Annotated in this window: 20 protein-coding genes; 7 read left to right on the top strand and 13 right to left on the bottom strand. The window is 69.6% G+C overall.

The annotated features are described in order from the left end of the window. On the top strand, positions 1-477 hold a 477-nt coding region (locus VGD44_RS19185; RefSeq protein WP_331089980.1), incomplete at its 5' end, for an MFS transporter. A gap of 15 nt (positions 478-492) precedes the next feature. Here the strand turns inward: VGD44_RS19185 and VGD44_RS19180 are convergent. From VGD44_RS19180 to VGD44_RS19150, 7 genes are all read right to left on the bottom strand, one after another. Beyond that, complete coding sequence (locus tag VGD44_RS19180; RefSeq protein WP_331089979.1) at positions 493-1,428, bottom strand: LysR family transcriptional regulator; 936 nt, start codon at positions 1,426-1,428, stop codon at positions 493-495. 33 nt (positions 1,429-1,461) lie between these two features. Then, positions 1,462-2,772 carry an NAD(P)/FAD-dependent oxidoreductase gene (locus tag VGD44_RS19175; protein WP_331089978.1) on the bottom strand — a complete coding sequence of 437 codons (1,311 nt, stop codon included), beginning with the start codon at positions 2,770-2,772 and terminating at the stop codon, positions 1,462-1,464. A gap of 10 nt (positions 2,773-2,782) precedes the next feature. Then, positions 2,783-3,607: a 3-hydroxybutyrate dehydrogenase gene (locus VGD44_RS19170; protein WP_331089977.1), complete on the bottom strand. Its 825-nt coding sequence runs from the start codon at positions 3,605-3,607 to the stop codon at positions 2,783-2,785. Between the two features lie 71 nt (positions 3,608-3,678). After that, on the bottom strand, positions 3,679-4,605 hold the full coding sequence (locus VGD44_RS19165; RefSeq protein WP_331089976.1) for an MBL fold metallo-hydrolase: 927 nt from the start codon (positions 4,603-4,605) through the stop codon (positions 3,679-3,681). Then, entirely contained in the window at positions 4,602-5,522 is a 921-nt protein-coding gene (locus tag VGD44_RS19160) for a hypothetical protein (protein WP_331089975.1), read from the bottom strand. The genes VGD44_RS19165 and VGD44_RS19160 overlap by 4 nt, the downstream gene beginning before the upstream one ends. Further along, positions 5,519-6,028 (bottom strand): hypothetical protein, encoded by a 510-nt coding sequence (locus VGD44_RS19155; RefSeq protein ID WP_331089974.1) that lies wholly within the window; start codon positions 6,026-6,028, stop codon positions 5,519-5,521. The genes VGD44_RS19160 and VGD44_RS19155 overlap by 4 nt, the downstream gene beginning before the upstream one ends. After that, positions 6,025-6,498: a YHS domain-containing (seleno)protein gene (locus VGD44_RS19150; RefSeq protein ID WP_331089973.1), complete on the bottom strand. Its 474-nt coding sequence runs from the start codon at positions 6,496-6,498 to the stop codon at positions 6,025-6,027. Before VGD44_RS19150 ends, VGD44_RS19155 begins: the two co-directional genes overlap by 4 nt. Before the next feature lie 589 nt (positions 6,499-7,087). On the opposite strand from VGD44_RS19150, the gene VGD44_RS19145 reads away from it, so the two are divergent. After that, positions 7,088-7,486, top strand: coding sequence for an MAPEG family protein (locus VGD44_RS19145; protein ID WP_331089972.1), 399 nt, complete (start codon positions 7,088-7,090; stop codon positions 7,484-7,486). A 51-nt stretch (positions 7,487-7,537) separates the two neighbouring features. Continuing rightward, the gene (locus VGD44_RS19140) at positions 7,538-8,797 is read left to right on the top strand and encodes a hypothetical protein (protein WP_331089971.1); all 1,260 of its coding nucleotides are present in this window, start codon (positions 7,538-7,540) and stop codon (positions 8,795-8,797) included. 533 nt (positions 8,798-9,330) lie between these two features. Here VGD44_RS19140 and VGD44_RS19135 read toward each other — a convergent pair. Further along, on the bottom strand, positions 9,331-9,684 hold the full coding sequence (locus VGD44_RS19135; protein WP_331089970.1) for a UrcA family protein: 354 nt from the start codon (positions 9,682-9,684) through the stop codon (positions 9,331-9,333). A 203-nt stretch (positions 9,685-9,887) separates the two neighbouring features. Here VGD44_RS19135 and VGD44_RS19130 point away from each other — a divergent pair, with 203 nt between their 5' ends. From VGD44_RS19130 to VGD44_RS19115, 4 genes are read left to right on the top strand one after another with little or no spacing between them, the layout of a single operon-like run. Beyond that, positions 9,888-11,768, top strand: coding sequence for a S8 family serine peptidase (locus tag VGD44_RS19130; protein WP_331089969.1), 1,881 nt, complete (start codon positions 9,888-9,890; stop codon positions 11,766-11,768). Between the two features lie 44 nt (positions 11,769-11,812). Continuing rightward, complete coding sequence (locus tag VGD44_RS19125) at positions 11,813-12,109, top strand: hypothetical protein (RefSeq protein WP_331089968.1); 297 nt, start codon at positions 11,813-11,815, stop codon at positions 12,107-12,109. Continuing rightward, positions 12,090-13,226, top strand: a complete 1,137-nt coding sequence (locus tag VGD44_RS19120; RefSeq protein ID WP_331089967.1) for a YcaO-like family protein — start codon at positions 12,090-12,092, stop codon at positions 13,224-13,226. Before VGD44_RS19125 ends, VGD44_RS19120 begins: the two co-directional genes overlap by 20 nt. Next, complete coding sequence (locus VGD44_RS19115; protein ID WP_331089966.1) at positions 13,223-13,969, top strand: TfuA-like protein; 747 nt, start codon at positions 13,223-13,225, stop codon at positions 13,967-13,969. The genes VGD44_RS19120 and VGD44_RS19115 overlap by 4 nt, the downstream gene beginning before the upstream one ends. On the opposite strand, the gene VGD44_RS19110 is transcribed toward VGD44_RS19115, so the two are convergent. The 5 genes from VGD44_RS19110 to VGD44_RS19090 form a co-directional block, all read right to left on the bottom strand. After that, positions 13,869-15,920, bottom strand: a complete 2,052-nt coding sequence (locus VGD44_RS19110; protein WP_331089965.1) for a BTAD domain-containing putative transcriptional regulator — start codon at positions 15,918-15,920, stop codon at positions 13,869-13,871. The two genes, VGD44_RS19115 and VGD44_RS19110, sit on opposite strands and share 101 nt — an antisense overlap. Positions 15,921-16,035: 115 nt before the next feature. Beyond that, positions 16,036-18,066 (bottom strand): PQQ-dependent dehydrogenase, methanol/ethanol family, encoded by a 2,031-nt coding sequence (locus tag VGD44_RS19105; protein WP_331089964.1) that lies wholly within the window; start codon positions 18,064-18,066, stop codon positions 16,036-16,038. Positions 18,067-18,081: 15 nt separating this feature from the next. Next, complete coding sequence (locus tag VGD44_RS19100) at positions 18,082-18,402, bottom strand: NIPSNAP family protein (protein ID WP_331089963.1); 321 nt, start codon at positions 18,400-18,402, stop codon at positions 18,082-18,084. Positions 18,403-18,405: 3 nt separating this feature from the next. Further along, positions 18,406-19,614 (bottom strand): aromatic ring-hydroxylating dioxygenase subunit alpha, encoded by a 1,209-nt coding sequence (locus VGD44_RS19095; RefSeq protein ID WP_331089962.1) that lies wholly within the window; start codon positions 19,612-19,614, stop codon positions 18,406-18,408. Positions 19,615-19,668: 54 nt separating this feature from the next. After that, on the bottom strand, positions 19,669-21,370 hold a 1,702-nt coding region (locus tag VGD44_RS19090; protein ID WP_331089961.1), incomplete at its 5' end, for a TonB-dependent receptor.

Raw genomic sequence — 21,370 nt, 5'->3', positions numbered from 1 at the left:
GCGCCGCCGCTGTCGCTCTCGCCGATGGCCCTCGGCCTCGTCTACTTCGTCTTCCTGCCCTCGATGGTGACCACGCCGCTGGCGGGAAGCATCGCCAGCCGTTTCGGGCCACGCCCGACCTTCTTCGCCTCACTGGGCCTGGCGCTGGCCGGGCTGCCGCTCTTGCTGGCGGCTACAATCGCGCCGGTGATCGTCGGCTTGACCATGGTCGGCGTCGGCACGTTCTTCGCCCAGGCGACCGCAACCGGCTTCGTGGGCCGCGCGGCCCGGACCGACCGGGCGGCGGCCAGCGGGATCTATCTCGCCAGCTACTACCTGGGCGGCCTCGCCGGCGCCTGGTCGATCGGCCAGATCTATGATCGGGCGGGCTGGGCGCCCGCCGTGATGCTGGTGGCAGGCTCGCTGCTGGCCGCGGCGGCGCTCGCGGCGTCGCTCCGCCCGGCAACGGCGGGGCGGGCGGCGATGGCGGCGGCGTAGGGGACGGCGGAGAAGCTACTCCGCCGACTCCAGGTCGCAGTCTTCCGGGTCCTTGGGCATGGGCTCGAGCGGGCCGGTCGGCCACTTGAACGCCCGGGCCTGTTGCACGAAGGCGCCGACCGCCGGCGAGTGCGGCCGGCCGCGGACGGTGATCAGCATGATGGTGCGCACGAACTCCGGGTCGATCAGGCGGCGTGTGACGAGGCCTGGATCGGTGACCGACAATTCGGGGAAGAAGCCGATGCCCAGGCCCGCCTTGATCATCCCCTGCACCCAGTCGTCGCGATCGGACGAGAAAACCTTCTTCCAGTGGACGCCGCGCTCGCGCAGTTGGCGCCGCGCATGGTCGAAGATCTCGCAGTTGGCCCGGCTGACGTAGGGCTCCTCGTGGGTGTCGCTGCAGCGGACCACGTTTTGGGCGGCCAGCGGGTGGTCGGGGGGCAACGCTATGACGAACCGTTCCTGAAACAGCGGTAGGCCGTGGAAGCGCACGTCCAGCGGCTCCGGCAGGCCGAACAGCGCCAGGTTGAGGTCGCCCCGGGTCAGCATGTCCATCAGCTCGGGCGTGCCTTCCTCGACGACTTCGAGGTCCACGTTCGGGTGGGCCATGCGGAACTTCACGATCAGATCGGCGATCATCGCCGGGCCGATCGTGCACATCGCGCCAATCCGCAGCGTGACGTTGTCGAGCTTCTTGATCGCCTTGGCGTGCTGCTTGGCCGCCTCGGTCTGGGTGAAGATCTGCTCCAGGTAGGGCAGCATCATCCGGCCGAGCTCACTCAGGTGGGTGTTGGCCCGCTCGCGGTGGAACAGCGGCCCGCCCAGTTCGTGCTCGAGCTGCTGGATGGCGCGGGTCAGCGCGGGTTGGCTGACGTTGGACTGCTCGGCCGCGCGCGTGAAATTGAGCGTCCTCGCCAGGGCGAGGAAGTAGCGGACCTGCTGCATTTCCATGGCGGGAACCCCCTTCTGCCACGATGCAGGCGCTCAAGAGGCGATACGCACCTCGGCCTGCGCTGAAGCTACACGCATCGGCGTTTCGCGCCCACGGGTGACGGCGTCGAAGACGAGCCGCGCCCCGCGCTCGAACGTCAGGTAGGACCAGATCCAGTCCAGCACGACCTGGAGGCGGTTACGGAAGCCGATCAGGAACCAGACGTGCGCGGCGCACCAGAAGACCCACGCCGGGAAACCGGTGAGCTTCACGGCGCCGAGGTCGGCGACGGCGGCCTTGCGGCCGATGGTGGCCAGGCTGCCCAGGTTCGCATAGCGGAACCGCGGCGGCGCAGGCTCGCTCGCCAGGCGCGCGGCGATGACCTTGGCGACATAGGCGCCGGCCTGCTTGGCGGCGGGCGCGACGCCCGGCACCGCCTTCTCACCCTCGCGGATGTGGGCGCTGTCCCCGATCACGAACACCTCGGGATGGCGCGGCAGGGTCAGGTCGGGCTCGACGAAGACGCGGCCGGCGCGATCGGTCTCTGCGGCGAGCCAGCGGCCCGCAGGCGAGGCCTGCACGCCGGCGGCCCAGAAGACGTTCGCCGCCTCGATGTGCGCCCCGCCGACCTCGACGCCGCCGTCGTCGCAGTGGCTGACCGCGTGGCCGAGCCGGACTTCGACGCCCAGCTCCTCCAGCGCCCCCTTTGCGTAGGCGGAGAGCGACGGACAGAAGGTGGAGAGCACGCGCGGGCCGGAATCGATGAGCACGATGCGGGCGCGCTGACCCCGGATGCGGCGGAAGTCGCAGGCGAGCGCCCGGCGGGTCAGTTCGGCGATGGCGCCAGCCAGCTCCACGCCGGTCGGTCCGCCGCCCACCACCACGAAGGTGAGCAGCTTCTCGCGTTCGTCCCGGCTCATGTCGAGCTCAGCGGTTTCCAGGCTCAGCAGCACACGGCGGCGCAGCGCCAGGGCGTCCTCCAGCGACTTCAGGCCCGGGGCGTGGCGCGCCCATTCGTTGCGGCCGAAGTAGGCGTGGGTGGCGCCGGTGGCGATGATCAGGTGGTCGTAGGGGATCGTGCGGTCGCCGAGTTCGACATGGCGCGTGGCCAGGTCGACGCCGGTCACCTCGTCGAGCTCGATATGGATGTTCTTCTGGCGGCGCAGGATCATGCGGATCGGGCTGGCGATCTGGGTCGGCGCCAGACCGGCCGTCGCCACCTGGTACAGCAGGGGCTGGAAGAGGTGGTGGTTGCGCCGGTCGATCAGGGTGATGTCGGCGTCGGTCTTGGCGAGCGCGGCGGCGGCGGAAAGGCCGCCGAAGCCTGCGCCCACGATCACGACCCGGTTTCCGGTCCCGCCCATCGCCATCTCCTCAGTGCGCCGTCCAGCCGCCGTCGACGGCGAGCGAGGCGCCGGTGATGGAGGCTCCGCTGTCGCTGCAGAGGAAGGCGGTCAGCGCGCCGATCTCCTCGACCGAAGCGAACTTGCGGTTGGGCTGGGCGGTGAGCAGCACGTCGGTGATGACCTGCTCCTGACTCATGTGGTGGGCGCGGGCCTGGTCGGCGATCTGCTTCTCGACCAGCGGCGTCCAGACGTAGCCCGGGCAGATGGCGTTGCAGGTGACGCCCTGGCGCGCGGTCTCCAGCGCCACGGTCTTGGTCAGGCCGACGACCCCGTGCTTGGCGGCGACGTAGGCTGACTTGTAGGGCGAGGCGACCAAGCCGTGCGCCGAGGCGATATTGACGATCCGCCCGTAGCCGCGCTCGACCATCTCGGGCAGCACGGCCTTGATGGCGTGGAAGGCCGAGGAGAGGTTCACCGCCAAGATCGCGTCCCACTTGGCGGTCGGGAACTCGGCGATCGGCGCTACGTGCTGGATGCCGGCGTTGTTCACCAGGATGTCGATGGGGCCCAGGACGTCGCGCGCGAAGGCCACCATGTCCTGGATCTTGCAGGGGTCCGACAGATCGGCCGCGGAGTAGATCACCTCCACGCCGTGCAGGGTGGCCAGCGTCTCGCGGGTCTGCTCGATCTCGTTGGCGTCGCCGAAGCCGTTCAGCACGATGCTGGCGCCCTGACCGGCAAGGCTCTCGGCGATACCCAGGCCGATGCCGCTGGTTGAGCCGGTGACGATGGCGACCCGGTTCTGCAGGGGCCGGAGGGCGGCGGTGGCGCTGTCGAGCGCGGTCATGGTCATGAGGAGGTCCTTGTTAGGCTTGCACAGTCGCGCCCGCGGGCGTCCGGCGGAAATGCGGGGAGCGCATCGCGTCAGGCCGCGTGGCGCATGAACATCGGCCGCCAGACGCCGCCGATGCCGATGTCGCCGGCCACGTCGACGACGCCGCGGCGGTAGAGGTCGAGAAGATGGGCCAACACCGAGTGGCAGGCCGCCGGGTGCAGCCGCCGGTCGGTGTCGTCGTAGAGCCGCGCCACCAGCTGGCGGACGGTCGCCGCGCCGCCGGTCTCCAGCGCGATCAGGATCTGCTTCTCGCGGTGGCGGCGGTGGACGATGTACGCGGCCAGGAAGCTGTCGACGCGCCGGATTGGCGGGCCGTGGGCCGGAAACAGCGCGTCGTACCGGCGAGAGCGAATGCGCTCGAGGCTGCGCATGTAGAGGCCCATGTCGCCGTCGGGCGGACTGACCACGCTGGTCGACCAGCCCATCACGCAATCGCCGGGAAAGAGCGCGTTCTCCTCCAGAAGGCCGTAGGCGTAGTGGTTGGACGTATGGCCCGGCGTGGCCACAGCCTCGATGGTCCAGCCGGGACCGTGGAAGGTCTGCCCGTCGGTGAGCGCCACGTCCGGCCGGAAGGCAAGGTCGTCGCCGGCCTCCAGCCGGTCGCCGCCGCCCGAGGGCCGGCAGCGCGCGCCGCCGGCGTAGATCACTGCCCCGGTGGCCTCGGCCAGCGGGCGGGACGCGGGCGAGTGGTCCAGGTGGCTGTGGGTGACGAAGATGTGCGTGATCTTCTCGCCCCTGGTGGCCTTGAGGATCGCCTCCACCTGGCGCGGATCGTCCGGACCCGGGTCGACGACCGCCACCTCGCCGTGGCCCACGATGTGGGCGCCGGTGCCGGTGAAGGTGAACGGGCCGGGGTTCTCGGCCACCACGCGGCGGATGAGCGGGCTCACGCGGTCTGCGCGGCCGTACTTGAACTCGAACTCACGCACATACGGGATGCCGACCGGCGGGGTCATGGCTTGTGCTCCGTGATGAGGGCCCTGAGCGCGCGACCCATGCGGGCGACGGCCGAGAGCTTGTCGAGGAAGGGAAGGGCGATGGGCGGGCCCATGTCGGTCTTGTTGACGTCGACCACGTAGAGGCGGCCGGTCGGGCGATCGCGCAGGATGTCGAGGCCGCCCCAGTCCAGGCCCATGACCCGGCAGAAGACGCCCAGCCGCTCGATCTCGTCGTCCGAGAAGACCTCGCGCGGCTCGAGCATGCTCACGTGCGTGTTGTGGTTGGCGAAACGGTCCTCGACGGGACGGCGCTTGACGAAGACGACGACCGGCTTGCCGCCGACGAAGGGAGTCCGCAGATCGACCGCCAGCCCGTCCTCGACGTTGTCGACCACGCGCTGGTAGGTGCGGCCCGGACGCGGACGCATGGGCCGCCACACCAGCCGGCCATCGTGCGCGCCGTTGGCCTCGCCCTTCTCGACCGCCAGGCCAAAGCCCTTCTCAGGGTCGAGGGTGAGCGGGTAGCCGAAGCACGCTTCGAACACCTCGGCCACGCGGCTCTTGGAGATGTCGACGCAGGCGTAGTTGAAGGCGCGCGAATGCGCAGGAGCGGGCGGGCGGCCGTGGGTGGCGTCCTCGAAGAAGAAGCTGGCCTGCGCCTCCTCCGGCGACTTCGCGATCCTGACCCCGTTCCAGGCTGCGGCGGCCCAGATCAGATACCAGGGGCGCGGCCGATCCGGCGCGAACCAGACCTTCGGTCCGGGCCGCAACAGGCCGTTCAGGGCCGTCTTGGCGCGGATCGCCAGGTAGAGGCCGAGCCAGTTCGCCGCCTCCGAGGCCAAGGCCTTGTCCAGCGTGATCTCGGCTCCGGTCTTCTTGACCCGGACGGTCCGTCCGCGGACCGAAAAGTCGGATGTCCATAGGATGTCGCTCATGACCGCACCGCGGCCGGCTTGAGGGGCGCGAAGATCGCGGCCACGCGTTGGATCAGGATCGCGAACTCGCGCCGGCGGAAGACCGTCAGCATGAGGATCGCGGCGGCGAGGTTGACGCACGCGGCCACGAACAGGCCGCCGCCGTCGTTGTTCGGGTCCACGCCCAGCGGCGTGAACAGGTGGAAGTTGACGGCGCCCGACATCACCAGCAGGCCGGCCAACGCGCCGGCCGCCTGCAGATGGCGCAGGCGCGGCAAGAGGCCCGCGAGCAGCAGGACCGACGCCACGAACTCGACCGAACCCACGACGTACTGCGAGAATAGACCGGTGTGGGCGAATAGCCCGGGCAGGCCCAGGCTGGCCGCCCAGCCGTCGAGCCGGCCGAAGATTTCCTGCGTGTTCGGATGATCCGTGAACTTGAAGCGCAGGCTGTCCAGGAAGACCGCCGACATGAAGAGGGCGAGGCCGTGCGGGAGCAGGCCCAGGAGGCGGGTGCGCAGGATCATTTCAGCACCTGCGGCCAGTTCTTGTCGCCCTTGGCGATGTTGCCGGGGATGTCCTTGGCCCAGCGCTTCTGAACGTTCTGGTCGTAGTTCAGGTAGAGCTTGCCGCCGACGATCTTCCAGGCCAGTGGGTCGCCCTTGGCGGTGTAGCCGCCGGCCACGGCCCAGGCGCAGTAGCCGCCGTATTGCGGCAGGAAGGCCTGTGGGTTCGACCTGAAGCGGGCCAGGTTCTCGGCGCTCGCGAACCGGTAGTCCACGCCCTTGAAGGTCATGGAAAAGCGCGCGTCGCCTTTGCGCGGCTCCCCGCCGACGAAGTAGCTGACGGGGTCGTAGCCCGACAGGGCGACCTTGGAGAAGGGCGGCAAGTAGACCTCCGGCGCCGCTATGGCCATGGCCGGCGTCGCAGAGACGCCGCCGATGGCGATGAGCGTCGCAGCGGCGAGGGCCTTCAGGTTGAGTGTTCTCTTTGGCAACTGGGCGTCCTCCCTGCGCCGTCGCCGCTGCGACGGGACCGACTTCGGTCGAGAAAAGGGGTACCGGGACGCCCGCTCCGGCGCTCATGCCGAAAGGTTATGGTGCGCCGCCGTCGTCCGTCGGCCTGGGGGCTGACTTGCACAACACGGCCTGAGGTGGGCCCGCCTGGACCTGGCGGGGCGGGCGCGAAGCCGACCTTCGCAAGGCCTGCTTTCCTTCGCGCGCGACCGGTTTCGCTTTTCCGCATGGGTGCTCTTCGGTATCCTTGAATCTAGAGATCGGGTCGCTCTGCGACCGGGCTGGCGCTTCACGCGAAACCAGTCAGGCGTCCGTCGATAACCTGACGCCACGACCGCTAACCCTGATGGGAGGCCGCCGTGGCGCGTGAACTGAGTCCGATGCGGGTCCCTCTGACGTGCTCGCCAGAGCGGGCTGGATCAAGCACCTGGAACCCCATCGGATCGAAGCAGTGACAGCGGCGGTCCAGGCCAGCGGCTGCCGCGGCCCCGTCCGTGTAGCTCCCGTCCGCGGCGAGCCAGGTCGTAAAGTGCGATTGATGGCGTGGAACCTGCGGGCGGAGGGCCGGTGATGTCTGTCGAGACCTGGATGCTGTTCGGCGCAATGGTCCTGGGCCTGGTCCATCTCACCGCCGCCTCGTTCACGTTCAAGGCGCAGGTCGGTAACGCCTACTCCGTGGGGCCGCGTGACGAGGACTTGCGGCCGGTCGGCGTCGCCGGGCGCCTGGACCGGGCGCAGCGCAACTTCCTGGAGACCTTCGCCATCTTCGCGGCCGCCGTGCTGCTGCTGGTGGTGCTGGATCGCGAAGGCGGATGGCTCAGCCAGGTCGGCAGCCTGCTCTACCTGGGCGGCCGCGTCCTCTTCCTGCCGCTGTATGCAGCAGGGACTCCATGGCTGCGGACGTTCAGCTGGAACATCGCGACGCTGGGTCTGGCCTTTGTCATGGCCGCCGTCGTGTGGCCGCGCTGAGCGCGCCCGAACTCATCCCTTCGACATAGAGACCCCTTCAAGGACGCTTTCATGCTCACGCTCTTCGGCGCGCCGGTTGAGTTCTACCTGTTCGGCCTGACCCTCCTGGGCGTGGCGATCTTCCACCACCGCACGCTCGAGGTGGCCCTGACGGGCCTCGCCGTCATCCTCCTCTACCAGGGGCTTCTGGGCGCGTTCCCCACGGGCCAGGGGCTGCCGGCGCTCGGCGCGCACTTCGCCCACGAGTGGGTGATCCTGACCAACATCCTGCTGCTGCTCGTAGGGTTCGAGGTGCTGTCGAACCAGTTCGAGCAGTCGGCGCTGCCGGACCACATGCCGGGCGTGCTGCCGGACAGCTGGCTGGGCGGCCTGGCCCTGCTGGCCATCGTGTTCGTGCTGTCGGCCTTCCTCGACAATATTGCCGCGGCCGTGATCGGGGGCGTGGTGGCCCGGCACGTCTACAAGGGGAACGTCAGCATAGGCTTCCTGGCGTCGATCGTCGCGGCGGCCAACGCCGGCGGAGCCGGCAGCGTCATCGGCGACACCACCACCACCCTCATGTGGCTGCGGGGCGTTTCGCCGCTCGAGGTCATCCCTGCCTTTGTCGCCGCTACCACGGCGTTCCTGGTGTTCGGCGTCCTTGGCGCGCGGGCGCAGCAGCGCCACCAACCCATTCTGGCCCACGATGAGCCTGGCCATCCCATCCAGTGGCGGCGCGTGGCCATCGTGGCGATCGTGCTGGTCTCGGCGGTCGCCGCGAACGTGGCCGCGAACACGTTGTCGCAAGGCGAGGAGACCGCGCCCTGGCTGGGCCTCGCCGTCTGGGCGGCTCTCGTCGTGACGTCCCTGATCGCCAGGCCCGACTGGTCTGTGGCGCGGCCTGCCTTGAAGGGCGCCATGTTCCTCGTCGCACTCGTGGCCGCGGCGTCGCTGATGCCTGTGGGCTCGCTTCCCGAGCCTTCCTGGCAGAGCGCCTTCGGCCTCGGGGTGCTGTCGGCGGTGTTCGACAACATCCCGCTGACCGCGCTGGCGCTGGAGCAGGGTGGCTATGACTGGGCCCTGCTCGCTTACGCCGTGGGCTTCGGGGGCTCGATGGTCTGGTTCGGATCCTCGGCGGGCGTCGCGCTCACGAACCTGTATCCTGAGGGGCGCTCCGTCGTGGCCTGGTTGCGCCAGGGGTGGCATGTGCCGGTGGCCTACGTGGTGGGCTTCGCGGTGATGCTGCTGCTGCTCGGCTGGAACCCCGGCGGAGCATCGGCGGAAGCGCGCGGGGAAGGCGCGCCGCCAGCGAAGGTTTCCGCCGCCCACTGAGCCGCGGGCCCAGAGCTGGTTCTGGATCTCGAGCCGCGGCTTGCGGGCGACGAGCCCGGCGCGCTGCGCGAGGTGCCCGCCCGGCCGAATGGCGTCAAAGTCCAACAGCGCGCCGCCGGCGGTCTGCGGCATCTTCGCCTTGCGGACGTCGCCGCAGGACCGATGACCCAGGACACCCATGCGCCCACAGCCGAGTGGATCTCGCGCGCTGGTGGGGCCGGCGCGGTACGAACAGATGCAGGCGCAGGCGGACCCGCAGGCCTCCTTCAAACGAAGAGACCCTCCCGCGGGCAACGGGAGGGTCTCCGGTCGTGCCTTCGCGCGCCGCGGAACCGCGGCAAGGGAGGCATCAGATGGCCCTCGCCACCTCCGTCAAGGCGGCGAAGCCGATGGCAGCCATCGGTATCGCGGCCAGGAACACGTTGGCCAGGGCTGTGAGATTGCTGAACATCTTTCATCTCCGTTCTTCGTGTGGTTTGGCGGGGCCGGAGCCGGCAAGTGACGGCTCCGGCCCGATCGCCGGCGCCGTGGGTTCACTTGCGCGCGATCTGGACGGACTTGCCGCCGCTGTAGCGCGCCGTGACCATGGGATTGCCGAGGTCGCGGACCGCGTTGCCGGACGCCTGGCGGATGCAGGACCGGTACGAGGGCGTGGTCCGCAGCACGTGGCTGGAGTGGGCCGGCCCGTCGCCGCAGACGTACTGGGCGGCCTTGCGGATCCGCCGCAGCGCGATCTCGGCGCCCCGCTCGCTGGAGAGGTCGAGGTCGGCGACCCGGACCGTCCGCGAGTAGGTGTCCGGCGACGGCGAGGCGATCGCGCCGCCGGCGGTGACGACCGATCCCAGCGCCAGGGCAAGTGCGAAGGTGGTGCGCAGTGACTTGAACATTAGAGGCTCCGTTTGCTTTCGGCCGGCGGCGGGATCGCCTCCGGTCGAGGAGCCTTTTGCGCCGGGCGCCGTGAGCCCACGCGGGGGTCGACCGTCAAACCATCGTCAATTGTCCGACAGACCGCTCACGCGGCGTGAGGCGCCTGCTTTTTTACAACCCACAGGAAGTAGACTAACGTCGTTCTGTGAGACCGGGGGCGGACATGGTCGATCAGCAAACGCGCGTCATCCCTCGCCAATTGCCTGGCTCGGTCGATCCGAGGCTGGAGCGCATCTACCAGCAGTGGCGGGACCGGCGGCCGATCCGTGACCCCGCGGTCTCGCTGGGGGCGCCCAGGGCCTTCTTCCGACGGCTAGCCGACGCGCTCGCCGCGATCCGGCGAATGGGGCGTTCGAAGGTGGAGGTCGACGTGCTGATCGACCTGCCGCCCGGCGCCCCGACCCCGCCGTTCCTGCGCGGCGCCGTATCGCCCCAGGTCCCGGGTCTGTTCATCGGTGCGCTCGACCTGGAGTTTGCGCCGCGACTGGCGGTCCTTGCCGGCGCCGCCCGCGTCGAGGTGGCGCGTGGGTTGGGCGTCCGGCTCGCCCACTCGACGCCGGAGATCCGCGCCGACGCGGCTGCGATCGCGACCGTGTCCACGCCGCACCCCGGCTACGACGGCGAGGGCGTGATCGTCGGGGTCCTCGACAACTGGTGCGACATCAACCACCCCAACTTCAAGGACGCGAACGGCAAGAGCCGCATACTTCGTCTCTGGCGGCAGAACGGCATCACGACCCCGAAGTCGCCGCAGCCCTACAACTACGGTCAGGAGTACAGCAAAGCCGACATCGACGAGGCGCTGGGCGAGCCCGACCCGTACGACAAGGTCGAGGGCGCGCCGCCCGCCGGGTCGCATGGGTCGCATGTGCTCGACATAGCGGCCGGCAATGGGCTCGCCGGGACCGCGTGCGGCGTCGCGCCGAAGGCGGACATCATCTTCGTGGAGGTGAGGCCCTCGGACGTCGCGAAAACGGACTTCATCGGCAATTCGGCGCAGCTCGCTCAGGCGGCTCAATACGCCTTCGCGAAGGCGGACGAATTGAATAAGCCAGCCGTCGTCAACATCAGCCTCGGCGCGTACGGCGGACCGCACGACGGGACGTCCCTGGTGGACAAGCTGTTCGACACGCTGCTGCAGACGCCCGGCCGCGCCATCGTGGTCGCCGCCGGCAATGCCTTCGACAAGGACGTACACGCCAGCGGCGCGATCGCGGCCGGCGGCGACGACACCCTCACGTGGACGGCGGACCCTGGCGACAAGACCGAGAATGAGCTCGAGATCTGGTATTCCGGCGGCTCGCTGCAGGTGTTCGTCACGCCGCCCGGCGGCGTCGAGAAAGGTCCGTTCAGCGCCGGCGCCGTCGGGACCTTCAACCTCGGCGCCAACATCAAGTGCTACATCACCCACAGCGCGAAGCATCCGCTGAACGGGCTGGGCCACATCGACATCTTCATGAGCCGGCTAGTATCGAGCATGAGCGTGCCGGCCGGCGACTGGAAGATCAGGCTCGCGCCCGTCGGCGCGGCCAGCGTCGCGTTCGACGCCTGGATCGAGCGCGAGTTCAAGAGCGACGCAAACGCAAGGCAGACCCGGTTCCCCGCCGGAGCGGACAAGAGCCGGACCCTGGACTCCATCGCCTGCAGCCACGAGCCCATCGTGGTAGGCGCCTACCCCTGCGATGCGCCCAATCCGAAGCTGTCGAGGTTTACCGCCGCCGGAACGACCCGCGATGGCCGGAAGAAGCCTGACATCTGCGCCCCGGGTGAACGCGGCGGCGGCACGGGCATCTTCGCGGCCGATGCGGTCAGTGGCGGCGTGACGACTTATACCGGCACGAGCCAGGCAGCGCCGCATGTGGCCGGCGTCGTGGCCTTGATGATGCAGAAGGCCCTGCTGGCGAACCCGCCGCGACGCCTGTCGATCGCCGAGATCCGCCAGATCCTCCAGCAGACTGCACGTCCGATCGGCGCCCCGATGACATGGCACGCGCAGGGCGGTTTCGGGCGGGTCGATGCGGTCGAGGCGATCAAGAAGGTGTAGCCGGCGATGCCCGGCGACCGGGTTTCAACGACGGGAGTCTTCGGATGTCGGAAACGTCAAATGTCTGGTTCTCGGAGTCCGAGCCGCTGGCCGGAAAGACGACGCCGGTCTTCATCGTCAAGGTCGGTCGGGCCGACGGGGACCACTACTATCTCACCAAGGTGGTCTGGGAGTATCCGCCCACGGGGAGCCTGCCTGAGGATTATCCCGATAGGGCGGACCGGGTTGTCGCGATCACCGCGGTCGTGAACCTGTACAACAACACCGCCGGCCCCGAAGTCGAAGCGAAGGAGATTCCGGAAGACGTCAGCGGCATCTCCAATGGCCAGGCTGGGGACTGATAGCCGCGCTCGCCTGGCCCATGCGGCCGCGGCGGCTTGTGGCGTCACGAGGCTCGGCGACATCACCCACCTGGACTGCCTCGGCGTTCCGGTCTTCCAGGCCGTCCGCCCATGGAGCCGCGCGCTCAGCGTGCATCAGGGTAAGGGCCTTACGCCGCCGGAAGCGGAACTGGGCGCTCTCATGGAGGCGGTCGAGAGCGCCCACGCCGAAGCGTTCGCCGGCGAGGTTCGCCGGGGGGCCTGGGCGGATTTGCCCGTTCACGAACGCGCGCCGCGGCTCGACGATTTCGCCCGCCGGCGCGGAGTGGCGCCGGCAGACGACGAGGTGCTCGCGTGGACGCCGGCGCGAAAAATCCTCGGCGGCGGAGTCCTTTGGGCGCCGTTCGACGCGGTCTCGCTGGACTTCTCGCGCCCGGTCGACAGCCGGCTCTCGCAGACGAGCAACGGTCAGGCGGCGCACTTCGAGCGCGAGGCGGCGACCGTGTCCGCGCTTCTGGAGGTGATCGAGCGCGACGCCGTGGCGGCCTGGTTCGACGGATCTCCCACGGCGAGGTCGCGGAACATCGTGGCGCGCGGCTCCATTCCCTATGCGTGGTGGCAGGACCTGCAGGCGACGATCGACCGCGCGGGCATGCGGGTGACGGTCCATGAATTGCCGGCCCTGGGCGGGTACCCGACCTTCCTGACGGAACTGAAGGGCGAGCTGAGCGAGGCTCGCGGGCCGATCGTCTTCTACGGCTCGGCCTGCGCCCCTTCCGCGGAACGGGCCCTGGAGGGCAGTGTGCTCGAGGCTGTGCAATCCCGCGTGACGGAGATCGCCGGTGCGCGGGACGACATACTTTACCGCACGCCTGGTTGCGACGTCGGGATGGGCCTGGCCTGGCCGGCGCCCCCGGGCATGCCGTTGCGCCGCTGGGCCGACATCCTGGAGCGCGCCCAGGGGCGCGACACCTCGGGCGCTGTCGACATCGCACGACGACTGGCCGACGCGGGCTATCCCCAGGCGGCCGTGATCGAGCTGAACGAGCCCGGGGCCGACGTCGTCGTGATCAAGGCGTTTGTCCCGGGCCTCGGCGCGAACCGCAGGCTCCGTCGCCGACCGGAACCGCGCCATTGAACGCGGCTGGCGAGATCATCGTCTTCGCAGGGCCCTCTCTGCCCCCGGCAGTGCGGCCGCGAGACCAGCGTCTGAGCTGGCGTCCGCCGGCGCGGGCCGGCGACTGCCTGGAGATCGACGCCGAGGCCTGCCGGCTCGTGGTGTTGATTGACGGCGTCTTCGATCGGACGCCGGCCGTGCGGCACAAGGAACTGATGCTGCTCATGTCGCAAGGCGTGCCCGTCGTCGGCGCGGCCAGCATGGGCGCCCTGCGCGCCGCGGAACTTGCGGCGTGCGGCATGATCGGCGTGGGCCGGATCTTCCACGCCTACGCCAGTGGTCGGCTGGTGCGCGATGACGAGGTGGCGCTGCTGCACGCGCCCGCGCAGCTGGACTGGGCGCCGCTCACCGAGCCTCTGGTCAACGTGCGGGCGACGCTGTCACGGGCGGTCCGCGCGTGCGTCGCTTCAGCCGCGTCCGCACGAGGCTTGCGAGCCCTGGCCGGCGCCATCTTCTACAAGGAGCGGACATGGCCCGCCGTGCTGGACGCGGCCCGGGCGGCGGGCGTCGCGTCCGCGGACCTTGATCCACTGGAGGGCTGGCTGCCCGCCCATCGCGTGGACCTGAAGCGCGCTGACGCCCTGTCCGCCCTGCAGTACGCGCTTACGACGGAGATCCCGGCGCCCGGAGTTCCGCCGCCGCCGGAGACGTCCTTCTCGGCTGCGCTTGCAGAACAGATGGCGCAGCGGCCCGGGCCCGAGTGAGCATGAGCCGGCCGCCGTCGAGAAGGGCCTGGGCCAACTCGGGCGCCTTGAACGGATGCTGGCTGGCGATCCAGTCGACGACGGCGTCATCCGTCAGCGCCATGGATGCCGGCCAGATCGCCGAGATCGCGCGGCACGCGGCGGCGTCGAGCTCTTCATCGGCCTCCCCCGCCAACCCGGCGTTGATGGCGTTGTAGATCCGGCACCAGATATCCGGATGCGCGACCAGGTCGAAGTAGCTCGCGGCCCGTTCGTGGTCGCCGCAGAGCACTTCGAGGAAACCCAAGTCGGCAAAGAACTTGTCCTCAGGCGCGGGATTGAGGATCAGGCAGCGGTCGAGCAACGATCGCGCCTTGCCCAGGTCGCCCAGGTGGATGTAGCCGAAGCCGGCTTCCATCATTCGCCGCGCGTCGAACGGGTTCAGTGAGATGGCCTGTTCGAAGTGCGCCTCGGCAGACGCCCAGCGTCGCTGCCAGAGGTAGCACCAGCCCGTCACCGTGTAGCCGTGGACATGGCCGCGATCGACGCCGAGCGCCTTCTTCGCCAGCGCCAACGCCCGCAGTCGTTCCTCGGGGCCGCTGCTTCCGGCCAGGGTGTACCGGAAGTCGGTATTGTAGAGCGTGGCGAGCGGCAGGTAGGGCAGCGCAAAATCAGGATCGGCCGCGACAAGCGCTTCGAGGGCCTCGGCCGCGGCGCGGGCCTCCGCATGCGTCTCGGCCTGCAAGGCCCTATCCCGGGCCAGCACATATTGTCGGTAGGCGTCCGTCGGCGCGGATTGCGCCTGCTCGCGAAGATCGGCATGGATCGTCGGCAAGGCGGCGCCGACGACCTTCGCGATGATGTTGTCGATGCCACCCATCAAGTCGAGGTGCAGGCCTTCGACCGCGAGGCCCTCGGACCAAAGTACGTGGCCGTCATCGGCCCGGAGGAGCTGGACCGTCAGGCGCCACCCGACCGACGAGGGGCGAAAGCGGCCACCCAGGATGTAGTTGAGGTAAGTCCTCCCGGGCTGTTGCAGCAGCGCGCCGGTCGATTGCGGATCGGTGACGACCCGAAGATCGCGGAACCGCGACAGGCCCGACACGACCTCTTCGCGGATCACGCTCGCGAGCTGGCCCTGGCTCGAGGGCTCGTCGTCGAACCTCGCCACCACCAGCAGCGGCGGCCCGGCGCTGGCGGGCTCCAGCCGTGGCGCCGCGGGTCGCACGTGGGAGATCGCCGCAAGCGTGTCGCGCGCAAGGCCGGCCGGCGCGGAGCCGTATTCGCGCTCGAGCGTGGCTTGCAGGATCCGGAAGCGGCGGTGCGCCGCCGTCGCGCTGCCCAGGGCGGCGTCCGCTCGCATGGCCGCTGCAACAATGGGTTCGTTCACCGGATCGCGATGGAGAAAGGCCTCGCAGAGGGCCTTGAGCGTCTGCCAGTCGCCATTCGACTCCAGGGACTGCACATGTCGCTGCACGCCATTCGCCACCCGCTCCTCGAGCCAGGTCCGTTGGACCTCCCGCCACTCGGCGAACAGGCCCGGCACCTCGGCGTCCTCGAGCAGTTGCCCTCGCCCGCAGGACTCAAGCAACGCGACAACCCGCTGGCCGTCGTCGCCGGCAAGGGCCGCCAGCAGCTCCGCGACGTCGTCGCTGACCTTGTCGCGCTTGAGGGAGATGCTCTCCCGGCCCACATCGAGCAGATCGAGCCCGTGGGACTCGAGCAGGTTCCGGAGCTCCAGCAGACACTGCCGCAGACTGGCGCGCGCCTGAGGCTCGCCCCGGTCGCTCCAAAGCAGTCCGCTGAGCTGCTCGCGCGTGGCGCCCGCGGGTCCGGCGAAGCACAGGAACCCGAGCAGCGCGCGCGCGCGACGACTGGCGATCGCAATCGGCTGCCTGTCTTCAGCCGCGAGACCGAACCGCCCCAACAGGACGAGGCGGTTTCTTGCTGGCGTGTCGTCGACGTGCAGCATGGTGCAAGCTTAGCACACTCAGGGGCTGCAACTCCCTCGGCAGCAGTTCATCGCTCGGCGGTGAAGGTCCGCTCCCCGCCGCGACCCAGCCCGCGCATCGCCGTGCGCGCCTGGGTCACGGCGGGGACGGATGGCCGCGGCCCGCCCAGTCGACGACGAAGGCCCGAATCGCGCGCGTATCCTCGGGCTCGAGCACATCGGCGAAACTGGCCATGCCGCCCCCGCGATAGGCGCCGCGGAGCACGATCTCGTCGAAGGCCTCAAGGGTTTCCGGCCGCATCCGACGCAGGTCTGGGAATGGGCCCGGTTCGCCGGCGAAGCCATGGCAGCGCGCGCAGTTGGCGAGGTAGAGCCGCCGGCCGCGGGCGACGAGTCCCGGCGGCTGCGGGGACGCAGCTATCAGGGGCTGGGGCTCGGGGGCGCGCGGCGCCACGGGCACAAGGCCTCCATCGAGCCTGAGGACGATCAGCCGGCCGGTGTTTGCGAAGGGCGGGGGCGCGCCTGGAGGGTCCGGGTCGATCCGCACACCGTTCCAGCCCGCGGCCACCGCGATGTATTGGACGCCGCCGACGCGATAGCTGACCGGCGCGGCGACGATGCCCGTGCCAACCGCGATCCGGCGCAGGAGGCGGCCGGTGGCGGCGTCGCGCATGTCGATGTGGCCGTCGGCCGTGCCCTGGACGACCAGTCCGCCGCCGGTCGCCAGGACGCCGCCGTTCATCGGCTCGGCCAAGGGCGCGACCCAGGCCGGTCGGCCGGTGCGCGGGTTCCAGCCGATCAGCATGCCGCGCTCGCGCTGGGCCGCTTCCTCCGGAGCCAGGGAGACGCCGTTCGCGTCGCGGTGGAACCAGGTCGGGCCGTCGGGGTCCCACACCCATCCGATGTCCTGCGCGGGGATGTAGACCAGGCCCGTCTTCGGGCTGAACGACATCGGTTGCCAGTTGTGGCCGCCATAGGGCGACGGGAACAGCAAGGCGCGACCCTTGGTGTAGTCGGCGTTCGCGGCCAGCACGGGCCGGCCGGTCGCAAGGTCCACCCGCTCGGCCCAGGTGGTGCGGACGTACTTCTCTGCGGAGAGCAGCTCGCCCGTTTCCCGGTCGAGGACGTAGAAGAAGCCGTTCTTCGGGGCCTGCATCAGCACCTTGCGCGGACGGCCGCCGATCTCGAGGTCGGCGAGGACCATGTTGGCGGTGGCGGTGAAGTCCCACTGGTCGCCGGGCGTGGTCTGGTAGCGCCATACGAGCCGGCCGGTGTCGGGCCGCAGCGCCAGGATGCTGGAGACGAACAGGCTGTCGCCGCCGCCCGGATTGCGCCGGCGCGGGTCGTACGGCCCTGCGTTGCCCGTTCCGACGTAGAGCAGGTCCAGCTCCGGATCGTACGAGAAGGAATCCCATGCGTTGCCGCCGCCGCCGATGGTCCAGTCGCGGTCGGCGTCCCAGGTCTTGAGCGCGGCGTCCAACTCCGGGTGCTCCTGCGGCGTGCCCGGCTTGTGCGGCACGATGAAGAAGCGCCAGGCCAGCGCCCCGGTCTCGGCGTCGTAGGCCGAGATATAGCCGCGGGTCCCGAAGTCGCCGCCGCCGTTGCCGATGATCACCTTGCCCTTCACCACCCGGGGCGCGCCGGTGATGGTGTAGAGCGGCTTGCGTCCGGTGGTGTCGACGGACCAGACCTGTCGGCCGCTCCGTGCGTCCAGCGCGATCAGCCGTCCGTCGAAGGCGCCGACGTAGACCTTGTCCTTCCACAGGGCGACGCCGCGGTTCACCGCCTTGCAGCAGCCCTGGCGCAGCCAGTCGCGCGGGACCTCCGGGTCGAACGCCCAGAGGCGCTTGCCGCTCGCCGCGTCGAAGGCGAAGACCCGGCTCCAGGTCGAGGTGACGTAGAGCCGGCCGTCGGCCACCAGCGGCGTGGCCTCGATGCCGAAGTCGTTGCTCTCCAGCGAGGCCTCCCAGGCCAGGCCGAGGCGGCTCACGTTGTCGGCGCGGATCTGCTCAAGCGGCGAATATCGCTGCTCGCCATAGGTGCGGCCGTGGGTTAGCCAATCGTCGGAGGCTTTGGCCGCGTCGACGAGCCGGCGCTCGGTCACGCCATCGCCGCAGCCGCCGAGCAGGGCGGCGATGCAGAGGGTCAGGGCGGCGAGACGGGTCATGCCGCCGGCCGCGCGCTACGGCTTCGGATGCATGTACGAGGCGGCGTTGGCGAAGACGATGGTCTCGCTGATCACCGTTTCCTCCAGCACCTGCTTGAAGGCCGGGAACTCCGGGCGCGCGCTGAGCGCCTGGATTCCCCGATCGTAGTGCTGGAAGTCGTCCAGCTCCCAGAGATCGATGACGTTGCCCAGCCGGCCGGTCCGTTGCACGAACGCCCCGGCCAGTTTCCAGCCCTCGCTCTCCAGGATGGGCACCGCGGTCTCTTCCATCGCCGCCAGGAACCGGGCGAGGCCGGCGGCATGGATCTCGAGCGTCACGTGCAGGTAGACGGACATGGGCTATTCCGCCGCCGCGCCGATGATGCCGTCGATCGCGCGGTGGACGCCCTGCAGCGCCGCCTCGTTGCGGCCGAACACCATTTCGAACCCGGGTGGCGCGTTCTCGAGGTTCCGCTGACCCTCCTTCGAGACGCTGTAGTCCTCGGTGGAGACGACGTGGACGATGTAGTCGTGGGCGTCGGCGAAGGCCTGGTCCGGGGTGTCCTCCGGAACGTTGGCGGCGCGATGCACCGACAGCAGCGTCTTGCACTGGCCGGGCGTCTCGCCCGGGTAGAGGCGGTACATGCCGATCATGCTGCCGCCGCCCTCCATGGGCGCGCCGTACACGATGGAATTCGGGAAGACGAAGTGGCTGCCGCCATACGGCGTCTCGGGCCAGTCGGCCTCGGCCTTGCCGACATAGTCCTCGTAGGCGAGGGCGGTGAACCCCACGCGGTAGTGCAGGCCGAAGCTGTCGTAGAGGGCGACGTTGCTGCGCGTGCGCTCGCCGAAGGTCGTCGTGTGCAGGGCCCTGAAGTGATAGGCCTCGCCGTAGGTGTCGAGGCAGTACTTCCAGTTGGCCTCGGTTTCCAGCCGGTTCTGCTTGATCGGTCGCGCGCCGGCCAGGTTCAGCGCCAGCAGCTGCGGACCCATGTCACCCAGCCAGGCTTCGACGTCGATTTCCTCCTCGCCGGCGTGGGCCTTCACGAAGATCATCCCGCCCCACTCGCCGACCGGCACGCGGACGAGGGTGCGGGTCGCGCGGTCGATCCCCTCGAAAGCCTCCTCGCCGGGCACGGCCACGAGCCGGCCCTCCAGGTCGAAGGCCCAGGCGTGGAACGGGCAGGTTATCAGCTTGCGGTGCTGGCATTCATGCACCAGCCGCGCTGCGCGGTGACTGCACATGTTGAGGAACGCCCGCGCCTTGCCGTCCTGGCCGCGCACGATGAGGATCGCCGGCCCGGCCTCGTCGAAGACCATCATGTCCCCAGCCTTCGCCACGTCCTGCGACAGGCACGCCAGCAGCGGAAGCTTGCCGAACAGCTCGCGCTTCTCGGCCTCGAGCCGGGCCGGGTCGGTGTACTCGCGCGCCGAGACGCTCATCGGCGCGTTGGAAAGGTCGGTCGTTCCCCCTGCGGCGAGGTGGGCGACCATCCGCCGCTCGAGGTCGCGCATGGAGTCCGGCTTCCGCCGGGTCGCGGGCCGATCGGTTTGGAGCACGGTGGTCATCGCTTCCTCCGCGAAAGAGGAGGCCCGGCGCCGAGGCCGGGCCCCAGAGGGGAACTAATACTTCCAGGTCAGCTGCAGTGCGATCGTGCGCGGCAGGTTCGGCGCGGCGACGGCGTCGGCACGAACCCCCGCCGCCGTACCTGCGCCGCTGCCCGAGCTGGGTGCGTCGCCGGCGTATAGGACGACGTATTCGTCGGTCAGGTTCTTGGCGAGCAGGGCGGCCTCCCACCGGCCATCCGCGGTCTTCAGGCGGATCGCGGCGTCCAGGGTGACGTAGGAGTCCTCCTTCGCCGCGGGATTGTTGAACGGGTTGGCGACGTAGCTGCTCGAGTACTTCAGGTTGGCGCTGGCGCCGAACACCAGGCTGTTGCCGACGGGACGCTCGTAGTTCGCCTCAAGGGCCCCGGTCCACTTTGGCGCCAGCGCGGTGGGCTTGCCGCTGAGGTCCTGGGTCGGTCGTGCGTTGATGATCGTGCAGCCCTCGGCAGGCGTCTGGCCGCCCCAGCACGGCGCGTCACTGAAGTTGAGGTAGCGCGCCTTGTTGTAGGCGAGCGTGCCGCGCAGCACGAGGCCGGGGACCTCTGCCGGCGCCCACTCGACTTCCGTCTCGATCCCCTTGGTCCGGGACGAGCCGGCGTTCTTGGTGATGAACTGGATCTTGGCGGCGTCGAAGAAGTCCACCTGCAGGTCGGAGTACTTGTAGCTGTAGACGTCGACGGCGAAGCGCAGGCGGCCGTCCAGGACCGCGCCGCGGACGCCGCCCTCGAAGCCTTCGGCGCTCTCCGGCCGGAAGGCCAGGTCGTTGACGGTCGTGTTGCCGATGGCGCTGTCGAGCGCGCTGCCCGAGAAGCCGCCCGACTTGAAGCCCTGCTTGTACGAGGCGAAGGCGGTCCAGTTGTCGGACGGCTTCCAGGTGAGCGTCACCTCGGGCGACAGGTCGTTGAAGCTCTGGTTGGCGATGATCGGCCGGTTCACGCGGAACACCGGCTGGAACGGCGCGACGACGTAAGGCTGGACGAACTGGGAGTCCTTGGTCTCGTGGGTGTAGCGGGCGCCGGCGGTCAGCTCGAGCTCATCCGAGAACTTCCACTGCGCCTGGGCGAAGCCGGCGAAGGTGCGGCCGTCGGTGTAGGACAGCTTGGCGACAGTGATGTAGCGCTTGGTCGGATCGGTGACCCTCGTATCCTCGAGGGCGCCCGGGAAGATGATCTGCTGGTCGAAATCCAGGCGGGTGCTCTGGAAGTAGACGCCGACCATGACGTTCAGCGGAAAGTCTAGCGTGGTCTGGGCGCGGATCTCCTCGGAGAAGGCCTTGTACTTCGACTGCTCCGAGCCCCAGGTGCCGCCGTTGGCGGCGCCGGTGTAGTCGTAGTCGCCGAGGAAATAGTTCTTGAACCGGTGCAGGCCGGTGACGGACGTCAGGTCCACCTTGCCGGTGGAGTAGTTGGCCGCGGCGCTGATCGAGTAGGCGTCGTAGTCCTGGTAGAGCTGGCCGCCGTGGCGGCCGAGCAGCGGATTGGTGGCGGCGACGTCAGCCGGCACGGCGTTCTGCTGGATGTGGCGGTCGGGGCTGCAGGCCTCGGTGCGGTTCACCTGAGCAAAGCCACCCACCGGACAGTTGATGAGCTCGTTGTTCCAGGTGGCGTTCTCGGTGCGGTAGCGGGTGAGGCTGCCCTTCAGGTTGAGGCTGAAGTCGTCCGACGGGCGCCAGAGCGCCGTCAGCCGGGCGCTGAGGTCGCGCTCGCCCGGCAGGTCG

The organism is Phenylobacterium sp. (assembly GCF_036402295.1).
Lineage (GTDB): Bacteria > Pseudomonadota > Alphaproteobacteria > Caulobacterales > Caulobacteraceae > Phenylobacterium.
The sequence above is the reverse complement of the archived record's forward strand: the minus strand, read 5'-3'. Positions and strand labels throughout refer to the sequence as shown.